Source organism: Streptomyces sp. NPDC058221, from assembly GCF_042882365.1.
Taxonomy (GTDB): Bacteria; Actinomycetota; Actinomycetes; order Streptomycetales; family Streptomycetaceae; genus Streptomyces.
The window spans coordinates 1-14,790 of the sequence record NZ_JBHVWF010000178.1 but is presented as its reverse complement, the minus strand read 5'-3'; the positions used below and the strand labels follow the sequence as shown (position 1 = coordinate 14,790).

The 14,790-nt window shown below is 70.6% G+C and carries 17 protein-coding genes; 13 read left to right on the top strand and 4 right to left on the bottom strand.

Annotation, left to right across the window (positions count from 1 at the left end; genetic code table 11):
* Nucleotides 1-372 precede the first annotated feature (372 nt).
* The 8 genes from ACFVW8_RS34550 to ACFVW8_RS34515 all read left to right on the top strand — a co-directional run bounded on the left by ACFVW8_RS34550 (nucleotide 373) and on the right by ACFVW8_RS34515 (nucleotide 6,982).
* Nucleotides 373-804 (top strand): hypothetical protein, encoded by a 432-nt coding sequence (locus tag ACFVW8_RS34550; protein WP_389697167.1) that lies wholly within the window; start codon nucleotides 373-375, stop codon nucleotides 802-804.
* A 76-nt stretch (nucleotides 805-880) separates the two neighbouring features.
* Nucleotides 881-1,732 (top strand): HipA family kinase, encoded by an 852-nt coding sequence (locus ACFVW8_RS34545; RefSeq protein ID WP_389697165.1) that lies wholly within the window; start codon nucleotides 881-883, stop codon nucleotides 1,730-1,732.
* A complete protein-coding gene (locus ACFVW8_RS34540; protein WP_389697163.1) occupies nucleotides 1,729-2,112 on the top strand; it encodes a DUF3037 domain-containing protein in 384 nt (127 codons plus the stop codon). The genes ACFVW8_RS34545 and ACFVW8_RS34540 overlap by 4 nt, the downstream gene beginning before the upstream one ends.
* A 218-nt stretch (nucleotides 2,113-2,330) precedes the next feature.
* A complete protein-coding gene (fabG, locus tag ACFVW8_RS34535) occupies nucleotides 2,331-3,092 on the top strand; it encodes a 3-oxoacyl-ACP reductase FabG (RefSeq protein WP_389697161.1) in 762 nt (253 codons plus the stop codon).
* Nucleotides 3,093-3,112: 20 nt separating this feature from the next.
* Entirely contained in the window at nucleotides 3,113-3,868 is a 756-nt protein-coding gene (locus ACFVW8_RS34530) for an SDR family oxidoreductase (protein ID WP_389697159.1), read from the top strand.
* Nucleotides 3,869-3,986: 118 nt separating this feature from the next.
* Nucleotides 3,987-5,567 carry an ABC transporter substrate-binding protein gene (locus ACFVW8_RS34525; protein ID WP_389697157.1) on the top strand — a complete coding sequence of 527 codons (1,581 nt, stop codon included), beginning with the start codon at nucleotides 3,987-3,989 and terminating at the stop codon, nucleotides 5,565-5,567.
* Between the two features lie 115 nt (nucleotides 5,568-5,682).
* Nucleotides 5,683-6,366, top strand: coding sequence for a uracil-DNA glycosylase (locus tag ACFVW8_RS34520; protein ID WP_389697155.1), 684 nt, complete (start codon nucleotides 5,683-5,685; stop codon nucleotides 6,364-6,366).
* Between the two features lie 130 nt (nucleotides 6,367-6,496).
* Entirely contained in the window at nucleotides 6,497-6,982 is a 486-nt protein-coding gene (locus ACFVW8_RS34515) for a hypothetical protein (RefSeq protein WP_389697153.1), read from the top strand.
* 56 nt (nucleotides 6,983-7,038) lie between these two features.
* On the opposite strand, the gene ACFVW8_RS34510 is transcribed toward ACFVW8_RS34515, so the two are convergent.
* Together ACFVW8_RS34510 and ACFVW8_RS34505 are read right to left on the bottom strand one after the other, a co-directional pair.
* Nucleotides 7,039-7,515 (bottom strand): hypothetical protein, encoded by a 477-nt coding sequence (locus ACFVW8_RS34510; RefSeq protein ID WP_389697151.1) that lies wholly within the window; start codon nucleotides 7,513-7,515, stop codon nucleotides 7,039-7,041.
* Nucleotides 7,516-7,632: 117 nt separating this feature from the next.
* Nucleotides 7,633-8,286 (bottom strand): TetR/AcrR family transcriptional regulator, encoded by a 654-nt coding sequence (locus tag ACFVW8_RS34505; RefSeq protein WP_389697149.1) that lies wholly within the window; start codon nucleotides 8,284-8,286, stop codon nucleotides 7,633-7,635.
* Between the two features lie 91 nt (nucleotides 8,287-8,377).
* Between ACFVW8_RS34505 and ACFVW8_RS34500 the strand changes: the two genes are divergently transcribed.
* From ACFVW8_RS34500 to ACFVW8_RS34490, 3 genes are all read left to right on the top strand, one after another.
* On the top strand, nucleotides 8,378-9,625 hold the full coding sequence (locus ACFVW8_RS34500) for an FAD-dependent monooxygenase (protein WP_389697147.1): 1,248 nt from the start codon (nucleotides 8,378-8,380) through the stop codon (nucleotides 9,623-9,625).
* Nucleotides 9,626-9,644: 19 nt separating this feature from the next.
* On the top strand, nucleotides 9,645-10,544 hold the full coding sequence (locus ACFVW8_RS34495) for a Gfo/Idh/MocA family protein (protein WP_389697145.1): 900 nt from the start codon (nucleotides 9,645-9,647) through the stop codon (nucleotides 10,542-10,544).
* Nucleotides 10,545-10,649: 105 nt separating this feature from the next.
* Entirely contained in the window at nucleotides 10,650-11,009 is a 360-nt protein-coding gene (locus tag ACFVW8_RS34490; RefSeq protein ID WP_389697143.1) for a hypothetical protein, read from the top strand.
* An 18-nt stretch (nucleotides 11,010-11,027) separates the two neighbouring features.
* Here ACFVW8_RS34490 and lnt read toward each other — a convergent pair whose 3' ends face one another.
* The gene (gene lnt / locus ACFVW8_RS34485; protein ID WP_389697141.1) at nucleotides 11,028-12,671 is read right to left on the bottom strand and encodes an apolipoprotein N-acyltransferase; all 1,644 of its coding nucleotides are present in this window, start codon (nucleotides 12,669-12,671) and stop codon (nucleotides 11,028-11,030) included.
* Between the two features lie 97 nt (nucleotides 12,672-12,768).
* A complete protein-coding gene (locus ACFVW8_RS34480; protein ID WP_389697139.1) occupies nucleotides 12,769-13,272 on the bottom strand; it encodes a nuclear transport factor 2 family protein in 504 nt (167 codons plus the stop codon).
* A gap of 185 nt (nucleotides 13,273-13,457) precedes the next feature.
* Here ACFVW8_RS34480 and ACFVW8_RS34475 point away from each other — a divergent pair, with 185 nt between their 5' ends.
* Nucleotides 13,458-13,844: a hypothetical protein gene (locus tag ACFVW8_RS34475; protein ID WP_389697137.1), complete on the top strand. Its 387-nt coding sequence runs from the start codon at nucleotides 13,458-13,460 to the stop codon at nucleotides 13,842-13,844.
* A gap of 73 nt (nucleotides 13,845-13,917) precedes the next feature.
* On the top strand, nucleotides 13,918-14,538 hold the full coding sequence (locus ACFVW8_RS34470; protein ID WP_389697135.1) for a flavin reductase family protein: 621 nt from the start codon (nucleotides 13,918-13,920) through the stop codon (nucleotides 14,536-14,538).
* The last annotated feature ends 252 nt before the right edge of the window (nucleotides 14,539-14,790 follow it).

Sequence of the window (14,790 nt, the reverse complement as noted above, 5' to 3'; positions counted from 1 at the left end):
ACATGCTCAGCCGAAGGCCGCCTGCGTGTACCGCAGTTACCAATCCGAGTGATCAAGTACGACGAACCGTTCGGGCCCTGACGTTAAAGATCAAGTTAGGGCACTGCGGGTCCGCGATGCCATCAACGAGCGGAACAGGATCGCTGTCATGGTTGGCCTGGGGTGCGGGCTCCGCGAGGGCGAGGTGTTCGGGCTGTGTCCGGACGACGTCGACTATGTGCGCGGCATGCTTCACGTCCGGCGCCAAGTACAGGCGATTCACGGAAGGCTGTACTTCGCCCTGCCGAAAGGGAAGAAGAGCCGCACGGTGGATCTGCCCCCTCGGTAGCCGAGGAACCTAAGCGTCACATCCAAAGGTTCCCGCCGGTAGAGGTGGAGCAGCCGTGGGGGAAACCGCAGGGGGAGAGGAAGAAGTTCTCCCTGCCGCTCACCACCCGCTTCGGCAACGCCGTCGCGGTGAACACTTGGAACACCCACACCTGGAAACCCGACTTGGCCAAGGCGGGCGTCATCCCGCCACGTGTCGAGAGGGGGGCGAAAGCCTGGCAGTGGGCGGCGGCCCCGAAGGACGGTTTCCACGTGCTTCGGCACACCTACGTCTCGTTCATGTTGGAAGCCGGAGAGTCCGTTGTGACCCTGGCTCGGTGGCTCGGACACTCCTCGCCGGCGATCACCCGCGGTTACTATGCTCACTTCATGCCGGAAGCCGGCAGCAAGGGGCGCGGCGCCATCGACGGTCTGCTTGGGGAGCGGGGAGACCGACTTGCCGGCCGAAACTCCCCAGATTCTCCCCAGCGCCGTTGACCGGTAATTCCTGCCTCTACGCCTCGGAGAGGTCGTCCGTGGATTGTGAGGCTGAAGAGATGGGTGGCCTGGGAAAGTGTTGGAAGAAGTCGTAGCGACCCGCTACGTCACGCCTTTGCGTGAGGGTGGCTCGCTCCCCGGCATCGTCGAGGCCGACGATCTGGGCACGTACGTCATGAAATTCACCGGAGCCGGACAGGGGCGCAAGACGCTGGTCGCGGAGGTGATCTGCGGGCAGCTCGGCCGTCGGCTCGGACTGCGCGTCCCCGACCTCGTGCAGATGCAGCTGGATCCGGTCATCGGCCTCGCCGAGCCCGACCAGGAGGTGCAGGAGCTCCTCAAGGCCAGCGGTGGCCTCAACCTCGGGATGGACTTCCTTCCCGGTTCCCTCGGGTTCGACGCGCTCGCCTACCAGGTGGATCCGCGCGAGGCCGGACGCGTCGTCTGGTTCGACGCGCTGATCAACAACGTCGACCGGTCCTGGCGCAATCCGAACATGCTGATCTGGCACGGCGACCTCTGGCTCATCGACCACGGCGCCACGATGATCTGGCACCACAACTGGCCGGGCGCCCAGGCCTCCGCGGCCAAGCCGTACAACGCCTCGGACCACGCGCTGGCCCCGTTCGCCCCCGATGTCGCCGCGGCCGCCGCCGAACTCGCCCCGCTGGTCACCGAGGAGCTGCTCACCGAGGTCGCGGCCGACGTCCCCGATGAATGGCTGGTGGACGAGCCCGGCTTCGACTCGACCGATCAGCTCCGGCGCGCCTATGTGGAGGCGCTGTTGCCGCGGGCGGCCACCATCCACGAGCGGATCACCCTGGACGCACCCACCGCGGACAAGCCGTCCCAGGCCCCGGGCTGGCTCAGCGAACGCCTCGCCCCGCGCCACCACACCGAGAACAGCGACGAGGGCGGCCGGCCGTGACTGAACGTGTTGTCTTCGAGTACGCCCTGCTGCGCGTGGTGCCGAGGGTCCAGCGCGGCGAGTTCTTCAACGCCGGCGTGGTGGTCTACTGCCGCGCGAAGGGATTCGTCGCCGCCCGCACGGACCTCGACGAGGGAAAGCTCAAGGCGCTGGATCCGGCCGCGGACGTGACCGGGGTGCGGGCCGCGCTGCACGCCGTCGAAGGGATCTGTCTCGGCGGTCCCGACGCCGGCCAGGCCGCGGGCGACGACGCCGGGCGGCGCTTCCGCTGGCTGATCGCCCCGCGCTCGACCGTCATCCAGCCGAGCCCGGTGCACAGTGGTCTCACGACCGACCCGGCGGCCGAGGTGGAGCGGCTGCTCGACCTGCTGGTGCGCTGATCGCCGTCCCCGAGCCGCTGCCGCCGTACCTCCGGCGGCGGCGCCGCCGGGTGTGACATGCGCCGCTGCGTCCGTGGGCCGTTGACACCGGGTGCCAGGCCTTCTAGCGTCTCGACTGCTGAAGGTACTAAGCGGTTGCTCAGTTATCGGGAACCATTCGCAGGGAATGTGCCTGAACGTCCGCTGAGCCGCGATCCAAGGGCGAGGGAGAACCAAGCATGTCCACCACCGAGCAGCGCGTAGCCATCGTGACGGGAGCGGCACGGGGCATCGGCGCCGCCACCGCGGTACGCCTGGCGGCCGAGGGCCGCGCCGTCGCCGTACTCGACCTGGACGAGGCGGCCTGCAAGGACACCGTCGAGAAGATCACCGCTGCCGGGGGCAGGGCCCTGGCCGTCGGCTGTGACGTGTCGGACAGCGCCCAGGTGGAAGCCGCCGTCGCGCGGGTCGCCGCCGAGCTCGGCGCCCCGACGATCCTCGTCAACAACGCGGGTGTGCTCCGTGACAACCTGCTCTTCAAGATGAGCGAGTCCGACTGGGACACCGTGGTGAACGTGCACCTCAAGGGCGCGTTCCTGATGGCGAAGGCCGTCCAGAAGCACATGGTGGACGCGAAGTTCGGCCGTATCGTCTCGCTCTCCTCCTCCTCCGCGCTGGGCAACCGCGGCCAGGCCAACTACGCCGCGGTCAAGGCGGGTCTGCAGGGCTTCACCAAGACCCTCGCCAAGGAGCTCGGCAAGTTCGGCATCACCGCCAACGCCGTCGCGCCCGGCTTCATCGTCACCGAGATGACCGCGCAGACCGCGGCCCGGGTCGGAATGGGCTTCGAGGAGTTCCAGGCCGCGGCGGCCACCCAGATCCCGGTGCAGCGCGTCGGATTCCCCGAGGACATCGCCAACGCCATCGCCTTCTTCTCGGGCGACGACGCCGGCTTCGTCTCCGGCCAGGTCATGTACGTCGCCGGCGGACCGCTCAACTGACCCGAAGGGCTGCGGACATCATGACTGTGCAGGACAGTGGCAAGGTCGCGCTGATCACCGGCGCGAGCCGGGGCATCGGCTACGGCATCGCCGAGGCGCTCGTCGCCCGCGGTGACCGGGTGTGCATCACGGGACGCGGCGAGGAAGCGCTGAAGGAGGCCGTCGAGGCCCTCGGCTCCGACCGGGTCATCGGCGTGGCGGGCAAGGCGCACGACGAGGCGCACCAGGCGGTGGCCGTCGAGCGGACCATGGAGGCGTTCGGCCGGGTCGACTTCCTGGTCAACAACGCCGGTACGAACCCGGTCTTCGGCCCGATCGCCGAGCTCGACCTCAACGTCGCCCGCAAGGTCTTCGAGACGAACGTGGTCTCGGCGCTCGGTTTCGCGCAGCAGACCTGGAAGGCCTGGCAGAAGGAGAACGGCGGGGCGATCGTCAACATCGCCTCCGTCGCGGGCGTCTCCGCCTCGCCGTTCATCGGCGCGTACGGTATGAGCAAGGCCGCCATGATCAACCTGACCCTCCAGCTGGCGCACGAGTTCGCGCCGGTCGTACGGGTCAACGCGATCGCTCCCGCGGTCGTGAAGACCAGGTTCGCGCAGGCGCTGTACGAGGGCCGTGAGGCGGAGGCGGCTGCGTCCTACCCGCTCGGCCGGCTCGGAGTCCCCGAGGACATCGGCGGTGCTGCCGCCTTCCTCACCTCGAACCAGTCCGACTGGGTCACCGGACAGACCCTGGTGGTCGACGGCGGGATTTTCCTGAATGCGGGCGTGGGCTGAGATCGGCCTGAGCGGGTTTGGCCCTGATTGACTCAAGTGCCCCGTCGGGCCTAAGGATTGACCCGACGGGGCGCTGCGGTATGGTCTGCCGACCCATGGCTGATCGAGGAGCGTGCACGTGTTCTACCGGGCCGGTCTGCAGGCTGCTGCAGCCCTTGCTTCCCTGTCTCTGCTGGCCGGCTGCGGTCTGTTGTCCGACAGCGGATCGGATGTGGAGCAGAAGCTAGCTGTAGGGACCACCAGCGAACCCTCCACCCTTGACCCGGCGGCGGCCTGGGACGGCTCCTGGGAACTGATGCGCAATGTGTTCCAGACCCTGGTCAGCTTCCCCACCGGAAGCACGAGCCCCGAGCCCGACGCGGCGGACCACTGCAAGTTCACCGACACGACCAGTACCGCCTACCGCTGCACGCTCCGCGAGGGCCTGAAGTTCTCCAACGGCGACAAGCTCGACGCCGAGGCCGTGAAGTACTCCATGGACCGGATCAGGACGATCGGGGTCAAGGGCGGTCCCACCGGCATGCTCGGCTCGCTCGACCGGGTGGAGACGAAGGGCGACCGCGAGGTCATCTTCCATCTGACCAAGCCGGACGCGACGTTCCCGTTCGTGCTCGCCACGCCCGCCATGTCACTGGTGGCGCCCAGCGACTACTCGGAACACAAGATCCGCGACGACGGCAAGGTCACCGGGTCCGGCCCGTACCTGCTGGATTCCTACAAGCCGGGCGACCGCTCCGAGCTGGTGAAGAACCCCGACTACAAGGGGTTCGCCGACCGCAAGAACGACGCCGTGACCATCCGGTACTACAAAGAGTCCGGCGCCATGGTGACGGCGCTCAAGAAGAACGACATCGACGCCACCTACCGGGGCCTGTCCGCCGAGGAGGTCGTCAGCCTGGAGGACAACCAGGACAAGAACAGCGACCTCCAGCTCGTCGAGACGGTCGGCGCCGACATTCGCTTCCTGGTCTTCAACCCGAAGGACAAGGCCGCCGGGAACCCGGCCGTGCGGCGGGCGATCGCCCAGCTCGTGGACCGGGACGCGCTGGTGGCCAAGGTCTACCAGGGCACCGCCGAGCCGCTTTACTCGATGGTGCCCAAGGGCATTGCGGGGCACACGACCAGCTTCTTCGACACCTTCGGCGACCCGGACACGAAGAAGGCCCGGAAGATCCTGACCGACGCCGGCATCACCAGTCCCGTGGCGATGACCTTCTGGTTCACCACCGACCGGTACGGATCCTCGACGGCTCCCGAGTTCGACGAGCTCAAGCGTCAGCTGGAGGCCTCCGGACTCTTCAGGATCACTCTGAAGAGCCGACCCTGGAACACGTTCCAGGAAGGCTTCACCAAGGGTGAGTACCCCGTCTTCGGCCGGGGCTGGTTCCCGGACTTCCCGGACCCGGACAACTTCATCGCCCCCTTCGTGGGCAAGGACAGCATCACGGGCATGCCGTACGTGAAGGACGAGATCACGAAGCAGGTGCTGCCCCAGACCCGCAAGGAGAGCGACCGGGGCGCGGTCAGCCAGCAGTTCGAGCTGGCCCAGAAGGCCCTTGTCGACGACGTCCGGCTGTTGCCGCTGTGGCAGGCCAAGCTGTATGTGGCGGCGGGCGAGGACATCGGCGGTGGCGAGCGGGCGCTCGACCCGCAGACGGTCATGCAGATGTGGGAGCTGTACCGCAAGGCCAGCTGGTAGCGGGCGGGCGAGCGGACGCCGGCCGGGGCCTCGCCGTCAGGCTCCCGGATCCGTTGTCAGTGGTCGCCGGTAGGTTCTGGGGTCAAGAACCAATTGCTTACCGGAGGTTGTTGAAGTGACCGACACCGACCTGCTGCCCGAGTCCTGGCGGGGCGTCCTCGGCGAAGAGCTGCAGAAGCCGTACTTCAAGGAGCTCACCGAGTTCGTCGAGGAGGAACGGGCCGCGGGGCCGGTCTACCCGCCGAGGGAGCAGGTCTTCGCCGCGCTCGACGCGACCCCGTACGACCGGGTGAAGGTCCTTGTCCTGGGGCAGGACCCGTACCACGGCGAAGGCCAGGGGCACGGGCTGTGCTTCTCCGTGCGGCCCGGCGTGAAGACCCCGCCCTCCCTGCGGAACATCTACAAGGAGATGAAGGAGGAGCTCGGCCTGCCGGTCCCGGACAACGGTTATCTGATGCCGTGGGCCGAGCAGGGCGTGCTGCTGCTCAACGCCGTCCTGACCGTGCGCGCGGGCGAGGCCAACTCGCACAAGGGCAAGGGCTGGGAGAAGGTCACGGACGCGGTCATCCGGGCAGTCGCCTCCCGTCCCGACCCGGCGGTCTTCGTGCTCTGGGGCAACTACGCCCAGAAGAAGCTGCCGCTGATCGACGAGGAGCGCCATGTCGTGGTGAAGGGCGCGCACCCCTCGCCCCTCTCGGCCAGGAAGTTCTTCGGGTCCCGCCCGTTCACCGCGATCAACGAGGCCGTCGCGGCGCAGGGGCACCAGGCCATCGACTGGCGCATCCCCGACCTGGCCTGATGGCGCGCCGGAGCCTGAGTGCGATTGTGCGCCGCGGCGGTTAGCGTCGAACCGGCCGGAACCATCCGGAACCGTCTGGAAAGCATCGGATCCGGTCGGGCGCAGGTGGACGGGTGCGAGGGAGACCGCAGTGACGGAGCAGCAGGAGGCGTCGCCGGACGTCGTCATGACCAGAATCGGCCAGACGATCATGCTGTTGCACGGTGGCGACCGGGAGGAGGCCCGCAACCGCTTCGGCCTGCTCTGGGCGGAGATCGGTGAGGACGGTGACGCCCTGCACCGGTGCACCCTCGCGCACTACATGGCGGACACCCAGGATGATCCCGGTGACGAGCTGGCCTGGGACCTGCGGGCGCTGACCGCCGCCCGGGCACTGACCGAGGAGCGGGTGGCGGAGCACCGGGACGCGCTCGCGGTACGGGCGTTCTACCCGTCGCTCCACCTCAGCCTCGCGGCGGACTACATGAAGCTCCAGCGTCCGGCGGCGGCCAGGATCCATCTGGATCGGGCCAGGGACGCCTCCGGCGTCCTCGCGGACGGCGGGGCCGACGACGGCTACGGGGACGGGGTCCGGGCAGCCATCGGGCGGCTGGAGCGGCGGCTGCGGGAGTTCTGAGGGGGCGGGGGCGGCCCGCGCCGGCGGGCTGCCCCCGCCCCCGCCGGCCGGTGCGGTCAGTGGCCGTAGGTGTGATCACAGATCCGCGACTGCGGGCTTCCCGCGGGCCAGTGCCCGTACCCCCGTCCGAGCGCGCAGACATCCTTCCCGCCGGCCGGCGCAGGAAGCGGCGGCACGGGGGCGGCGGGGGTGAAGGGCGGCGCCCTGTGCGGCAGCGGGCGCGCCGGACCGAGGTTGTCGCGGGGCGCCGGGGCGCGGGGTCCGGTGTGCGGAGTGGCCGGAGGGGCGGCCGGTGCCCGGCCGGCGGCTGTCCGGCCGGTGGTGGCCGAGGGGGAGGCCTTCGGGTCCGGCAGGGCTTCCAGGGTGTCGCGGACCGGGGGCCGGCCGATCTGCGGAGACAGGTCCCCGGCCGCCGGACGGCTGGCCGCCGGACTGGGCGCGGTGCCCGGGTGCGGCTGGACGGACACGCACCCGGACAGAGCTGCGACCGCCACGCCGGCCAGGACTCTCACGATGGTTCTGGTTCGATGCACCTGATCAACTCTGCTGGGCGGACCGGTCATCGAGTGGCCCGGAAACCCCGGATTGCCCCGCACGAGTGACCCGGTCAGCGTGGCGCCCCCTGCCCCGGAGCCCCACGGCATCCCGTGTCAGCGCCCGAGCATCCCGCGCAACAGCTCGCCGAAGCCGGTGCGCAGCTCCGCCTCGGACGGCACGGACCGGCTGTAGGAACCGGCCGCACACGAGAACATCAGCCCTTCGCACCAGGCCACCAGGGACAGCGTGTGCCGTTCCGGCTCGGGCGAACCGGACGCCGTCATGAGCGCGACCAGGGGTTCGCGGAACTGCCGGCCCGTCGCGTCGAAGAACGCCCGCAGCTCGGGACGGCGCGTGGCCTCCAGAGCGAGTTCGTAACGGCAGACGAGCAGTTCGGGGTGGCGGGTCAGATAGCGGTGCAGGGCCAGTGCGAGACCGGCGATCAGGGCGTCCTGGCCGTGAGGTGTGGACAGGTCCGGTGGCGGGCCCGGGGCGGACTCCGGAGTGCCCGCGCCGGTGTCCGGGCCCGGCGCCGGGAGTTCGCCCGGTGCGAGGACCTTTGCCTCGCGCTCCGCCAGGCGCCGCACCGTCGCCTCCAGCAGGGACTGTCGGGTGCGGGCGTAGTTGGACGTCGACCCCTGCGGGAGTCCGGCCCGTTCGTCCACTGCCCGGTGGGTCAGCCCTCGCATGCCGCGCTCGGCCAGCAGGTCGAGTGCGGCATCGGTGATCAGATCGGCCCGGGCGGAGCCGGTGGTGCGTGTGGCCATGGGAACAACCTACCGTCGGAACTACAGGTGTAGTACGTTTGACCCTGCTACTACAGATGTAGTTCCTGGGATTCGGGATCGAGGAGGAGTCATGGACACACCCCGCGCGGTCGTCATCGGCAGCGGAATCGGTGGTCTCACGGCGGCGGTCGCCCTGCACAGGTCGGGCTGGCAGGTCACCGTGCTGGAACGGGCCGGTTCGCTGGAGCCGATCGGCGCCGGAATCAGCCTCGCTCCCAACGCGCAGCGCGCCCTGGACGTCATCGGGATCGGTGACGAGATCAGGTCCCTGGCCGCCTGGCAGGGTGAGGGCGGTATGCGTTCACCGGACGGCCGCTGGCTCTCCCGCACCGACAGCGCCGCCGCGGCCGAGCGCTTCGGCGGCCCGCTCGTCCTGCTGCATCGGGCCACCCTGATCGACCGCATCGCCGACGGACTCCCCGGGTCGGCCATCCGCACCGGCTGCCCGGCCACCCTGGTGGACCCGGGAGTCGCGGGCGGCAGGCCCGCGGTGATCGGAACGCCGGACGGGAACATCGAGGCCGAGCTTGTGATCGGCGCCGACGGTATCCACTCGGCCGTACGGCGCACGCTCTTCCCGGACCACCCCGGCCCTGCGTACGCGGGCTTCACCACCTGGCGCGTCATCGTCCCCGCGGCCGGCGAACCCTTCGCCCCGCACGAGACCTGGGGCCGTGGTGCCCTCTGGGGCAGCCAGCCGCTGAAGGACGGCCGGATCTACGCGTACGGGGCGGCCGTCGCTCCGGCGGGAGAGCGGGCAGCCGACGACGAACGGGCGGAACTGCGGCGCCGGTTCGGCGACTGGCACCGGCCGATCCCCGGGATCATCTCCGCTGCGGAACCCGGGGGCGTCCTGCGCAACGACGTCCACCAGATGACCGAGCCGCTGCCCGCCTTCCACCGAGGCCGCACGGCGCTCCTGGGAGACGCGGCCCATGCGATGGCGCCCACCCTGGGCCAGGGCGGCAACCAGGCCATCGAGGACGGGATCGTGCTCGCCCACCACATGGCACCGGACGGCGACCTGGGAGCGGGCCTGGCCGCGTACACCGCCGACCGGCTGCCGCGCACCCGCGCCATCGTCCGCAAGGCGGAACAGGTCTCCCGCCTCATGCGGCTCTCCGGGCCCGCGTCCGTCGCGGTGCGCGACTTCATGATGTCGACGGTCGCCCGGCTCGGGCCCGGTCTCGTGCTGCGCACCTTCGACGGGATCGCCGACTGGCAGCCCCCGCAGCAGACGTATGCTGCCCGGACGACGGACGCGCCGGCGGCACCGCAGCGGACCCACACGGACGAGGACCGCGACGTACGGCGCTGACCAGCGAGAGGAAGACCCTGTGAAGGTCGGCTGCATCGGGCTCGGCGACATCGCGCAGAAGGCGTATCTGCCGGTACTCACCACCCTACCGGGGGTCGAACTGCATCTGCAGACCCGCACCCCCGCCACCCTGGAAGCGGTCGCAGCGGCCCACCGGATCCCGTCCGGACAGTGCCACACCGACCTCGACTCGCTGCTCGCCCAGGGGCTGGACGCCGCCTTCGTGCACGCCCCGACCGCCGTGCACCCGGAGATCGCCGGCCGGCTGATCGAGGCGGGCGTCCCCACGTACGTCGACAAGCCGCTCGCGTACGGCCTCGCGGAGTCCGAGCGGCTGGTGGAGCAGGCAGAGGCACGCGGTGTCAGCCTCGCCGTCGGCTTCAACCGCCGGGTGGCGCCCGGCTACGCCCAGTGCGTCGAGCACCCGCGCGAGCTGATCCTGATGCAGAAGAACCGGGTCGGGCTGCCGGAGGAGCCGAGGACCATGGTCCTCGACGACTTCATCCACGTGGTCGACACCCTGCGCTTCCTGGTCCCCGGGCCGGTCGAGCACACCGTCGTACGGGCCAGGATCCGCGACGGCCTGATGCACCACGTCGTGCTCCAGCTGTCCGGGGACGGCTTCACCGCCATCGGGGCGATGAACCGGCTCAGCGGCTCGACCGAGGAACGCCTGGAGGTCTCGGGCCAGGACTCCAAGCGCGAAGTCGTCAACCTCGCCGAGGTGATCGACCACAAGGGCCAGCCGAGCCTCAGGCGCCGTGGCGACTGGGTGCCGGTGGCCCGCCAGCGCGGCATCGAGCAGAGCGTGCTGTCGTTCCTGGACGCCGTGCGGGCCGGAAAACTGCTGAGTGCCCGGGACGCCCTGGCGACGCACGAGCTGTGCGAGCGCATCCTGCGCGACCTGGACTGCGCGTAGGAGCGTCCGCAAGGTCCTGGCCGGGCCCGCCGTTCCTCCGGATGCGCGCCCGGCGGCCCCGGTGCAGGCTGAGGAGATGGACGGCCGGCCCGTGGAGGTGACCTGGTGAAACACCACCACGAGCCGGAGAACTGGAGCGCGCTCCAGCCGCCGCCCGGCTACTACTCGGCGGACGGACGTCCGCCCGACGCGATGCAGAGAGCCCTGATCCTCGACTGGGCGGTCAGCCAGCGGATCGCGAGCGGCTGGCGGGTGGAGTCCCGCTCCGAGACCCAGGTCGTCATGGTCAGGGGCCGTCCCCTGAACCATGTGCTGCACGTCGTCCTGACGGTGTTCAGCTGCTTCCTCTGGGGCGTGGTGTGGCTGGTGCTCGGCGTGACCAACAAGGTCGAACGGATCGTGCTCACCGTCGACGCCATGGGCGACATCGTCTCCGTGAACGGTCCGGGCGGGAGCGGGTTCTGACCCCGCACCACCCATGAGTCACTGCGCGGAACCCGTCGGGGACTCCGCCGACGTGCGGGCGGGCCCCACAGCCGCCGCCCCGTCGTCCGGAACGTCCACGGCGGTCGCACCCACCGGAACAGCGGCCCCGGGCCGGCGCACGGACCGCACCCCCTCGAAGGCGCAGAAGGCCGCCAGGACAGCCAGGGCGCCGTACAACGGCCAGTCACCCAGCCGCACATACAGCGTGGTGCCGCTGGACATGGGCACGCCGAAGACGGCCGCCGCGCTCGTGTCCGTACCGACGGGAGGGCCGACCCGCTCGCCCTGCGGGCCGTACACCGCGCTGACACCCGTGAGCGTGGCGTGCACCATCGGCCGGCCGTTCTCGGCGGCCCGCAGGGCTCCGAGCGAGGCGTGCTGGGCGGGCGCCCAGCCGTGCTGGAAGGACGAGGTGGAGGACTGGGCGACCAGCAGCTGGGCACCCTCCCGGGTCAGCCGCCGGCTCATGTCGGGGAACGCGGACTCGAAGCAGACCAGCGGGCCGATGTGCAGTGCGTTCGGGCCGGGCAGCGCCATCGTCACCTGGCGTGTGCCGCGCAGCCGGTCCTCGCCCGCCGCCCGGCCCATCGAGGTGGCCCAGCCGAGCGCCGAACGGGCCGGGACGTACTCGCCGAAGGGCACCAGTCGCATCTTGTCGTAACGGTCCCCGGTCAGTCCCTGCGGGCCCACCAGCACGGCGCTCTTGAAGATGCCGGTCCGGCCCGACGCGTCGGTCTGCCGGGCGTCCACGTTCACCAGCACATCCGCGCCCACCAGGCGCGACAGCGCCGCGATCCGGGCGGCGACATCGGGCCTGCGTACCGGATCCACCCCGACGCTGCTCTCGCCCCACACGACCAGGTCGAGATCCCGCCCGGCCAGCGAGCGCGTGAGCTCCTCACTCCGTGCCAGGCGGCGCTGCACACTGCCGGACCCCTCGATGACACCGGGCTGCACGACGGCGACCCTGGCCACCCCCGACCGCTCCGGCTGCGGCGCCCACATCCACACCGTGCCCACGGCCACGGCGCCCACCAGGAGCGAGACGACGGCCGCGGTGCGGGCAGCCGATGCCACCAGCAGCACGGTGAGCGCCGTGTTCACCGCCACGACCAGCAGGCTCACCAGCCAGACCCCGCCCACCGAGGCCAGCCGCAGCGCGGGCGTCACCTGCCACTGGCTCGCACCGAGCAGCCCCCAGGGCCCGCCGAGCGCCTCCCAGGAGCGGGCGAATTCGATCATCAGCCAGCCGCACGGGATCACGATCACCGCCGCCGCCACCGCGGCGCCGGACAGCGTCCCGCCCAGCAGCCGGGAGACCAGCACCCCCCACGGGGCCCAGAGCAGCCCCAGCAGGGCCGCCAGCACCACGATGAACACATGGAGACTCGGCATCAGCCAGTGGTGCACGGCCAGCATGTAACCGGTACCGCCGAGCCAGCCGTCCAGCGCCGCCCGGCGGCCCGTACCGGCGGAGCGGATCAGCAGCAGCAGGGGCACCAGGGCGACGTAGGCGAACCACCACAAGGAAGGAGCAGGGAACGCGAGCGCCGGCAGTGCGCCGGCGAGGAGCGCCGCGACGCCACGCCACAGGGGGGAGCCGAGTATCCGTTCGCACCGCTGCCCGGCCCCGGTCCGCATGGCGCGCCTCCTCGTGCTGCCCGAATCACTGGGTCCCTCGGAGACCCGTCTCCCTGTTCTCCCCCAGTGTGGGGCAGCGGAAGCGGACCGGGGTGGATCAGTCGGCGGCGAGGGTGCCCGACAGGCTCCGCCACTTCTCCTGGACGGTCACGCCCCGGATCCGCCAGCCGCTGTCGGTGCGGAGCAGCTCGAAGGTGTAACGCCCGCCGGAGACGAAGTTCGGTGCGGTCGGCCGGGCCTCCCCTTCGCCCTTCCCGGCGGCCTCGGCGTCGTTCCCGAGCCGCATCGGGTTCATGTAGTCGGCCTGTACCCGGGCGCCGTCGCCCGGGTAGCCGCCGAGATCCTGCAGATCGATGCGGCGGTTGACGATCAGATGCTGACGGACGGGGAAAAGCAGCATCGTCTGCGAGAGCCATTGCGCGACCTCGGCGGCGGGCCCTTCGATACCGCCTGCGGTGCGGTAGTCCGCACGGCCGTCCGAGGTGAAGAGTGCTTGGTAGTCCGTCCATTCGCCGTCGTCCACGGCCACCGCGTAGCCGGTGATCACTGCATCGATGGAGATCCGGTCCATCACGGTCGAGAGATCCACACGCTGCGTCATCGGGTCAGTCTGTGCCCACGGGCCCCGGGCGCCAAGTGCCGTGCGCCTCCGGGGTCCGGGACCGGCCGCGGCGCCCGTTGCAGAGGCGGGCGTCGGCGTCCCCGGCGCGCCGTCGTGTCCGGCACGGGTGACCGCGGACCGCTGTTGTCCTCGTCGGCTGCCGCGCCTGCACCTATGCTCGCGGGATGGAGCAGAGCGAAGTCGTGAAGCGTGTGATCGGCATCCTCACCGAGGCGGGCGAGATGCGCAGGCTCTTGGAGGAGGACCCGGACCGCGGCGACCCGAGCAACGACTCGACCGTGGTGACCGCCCTTCTGAACGAGACGATGCCGCGGATCGCGATCCCCGACGACGCCACGATCGAGGACGTGGTGGGCCTGGTCGGCCGGGAGGTCGGAGGTGCCGTGGAGCAGTTGGTCGGAGCGTTCACCCTGGCGTTCGCCATGCTGGCGCAGGTGCACGACTCGGGCCAGACGGACGTGACGTCCGCCGACGTGCTGCAGGACCTCGCCCTGCGGGCCGAGCAGTTCGGCACGGAGGGGCCGGAGGGGCCGGGCGAGACGGAGGTCTAGGGCCTGTCCGGCGGACCAGGGTCGGACAGGCCCTGAAGGCGGTCCCGTAACCCCGGGCGGGACAATCATCGGCATGCGCATCGATTTCGATCCCCAGGACATGGACCGGGGCACGTTCTACCGGCTGCTCACCGCCGTGGTCGTTCCCCGGCCCATCGCCTGGGTCTCCACCGTCACCCCGGACGGCATGACGGCCAATCTCGCACCGCACTCCTTCTTCACGGTCGCCTGTGTGAGCCCGCCCGTCGTCCAGTTCACCTCCGTCGGACGCAAGGACTCGCTGCGCAACATCGAGGAGACCGGATCCTTCGTGGTCAACTTCGCCCCGGAGCACCTCTTCGAGCAGATCAACGCGACCGCGACCGACTTCCCCCGAGGCGTCAGCGAGTTCGAGGCCGTCGGCGTGGAGCCCGAGCCCAGCCTGAAGGTGAAGCCGCCGCGGGTTGCGGGATCGCCGGTCGCCCTCGAATGCGAGCTGCACAGCACGGTCCTGCTCGGCGACTCCACCGTCGTCCTCGGCAGGGTGGTGCACGCCGCCGTCGACGAGGACGTCATGAAGGACGGACATCCGGAAGTCACCCGGCTGCGCCCGCTGACCCGGCTCGGCAAGGATGAGTGGGGCACCTTCGGAGGCGTACGGGAGATCTCCCGCGTCCCGTACGCCCAGTGGCAGGAGGACGACGCCGCCCGGTGAGCCGGTACGTGGCCCGGGGCCGCCGCTACTCCACCGGGCGTACCGGCACCGCCTTCCGGCGTACGACGACGCCCGGACGGGCTCCGGGGGATCCTGCGCACCATGGAGAACAGCACCGCGGCAACAGCCCCGGCCGGCCGGGCGGACGCCCACGTCCCCCCCCCGGGGGGGGTGTCCCCCACCTGGGGGGGCAATGGGGCCGTGGATCCGGTCGGCTAAGCGCCGGGGGGGGGGGGCAAAGCGGCGGGGCTG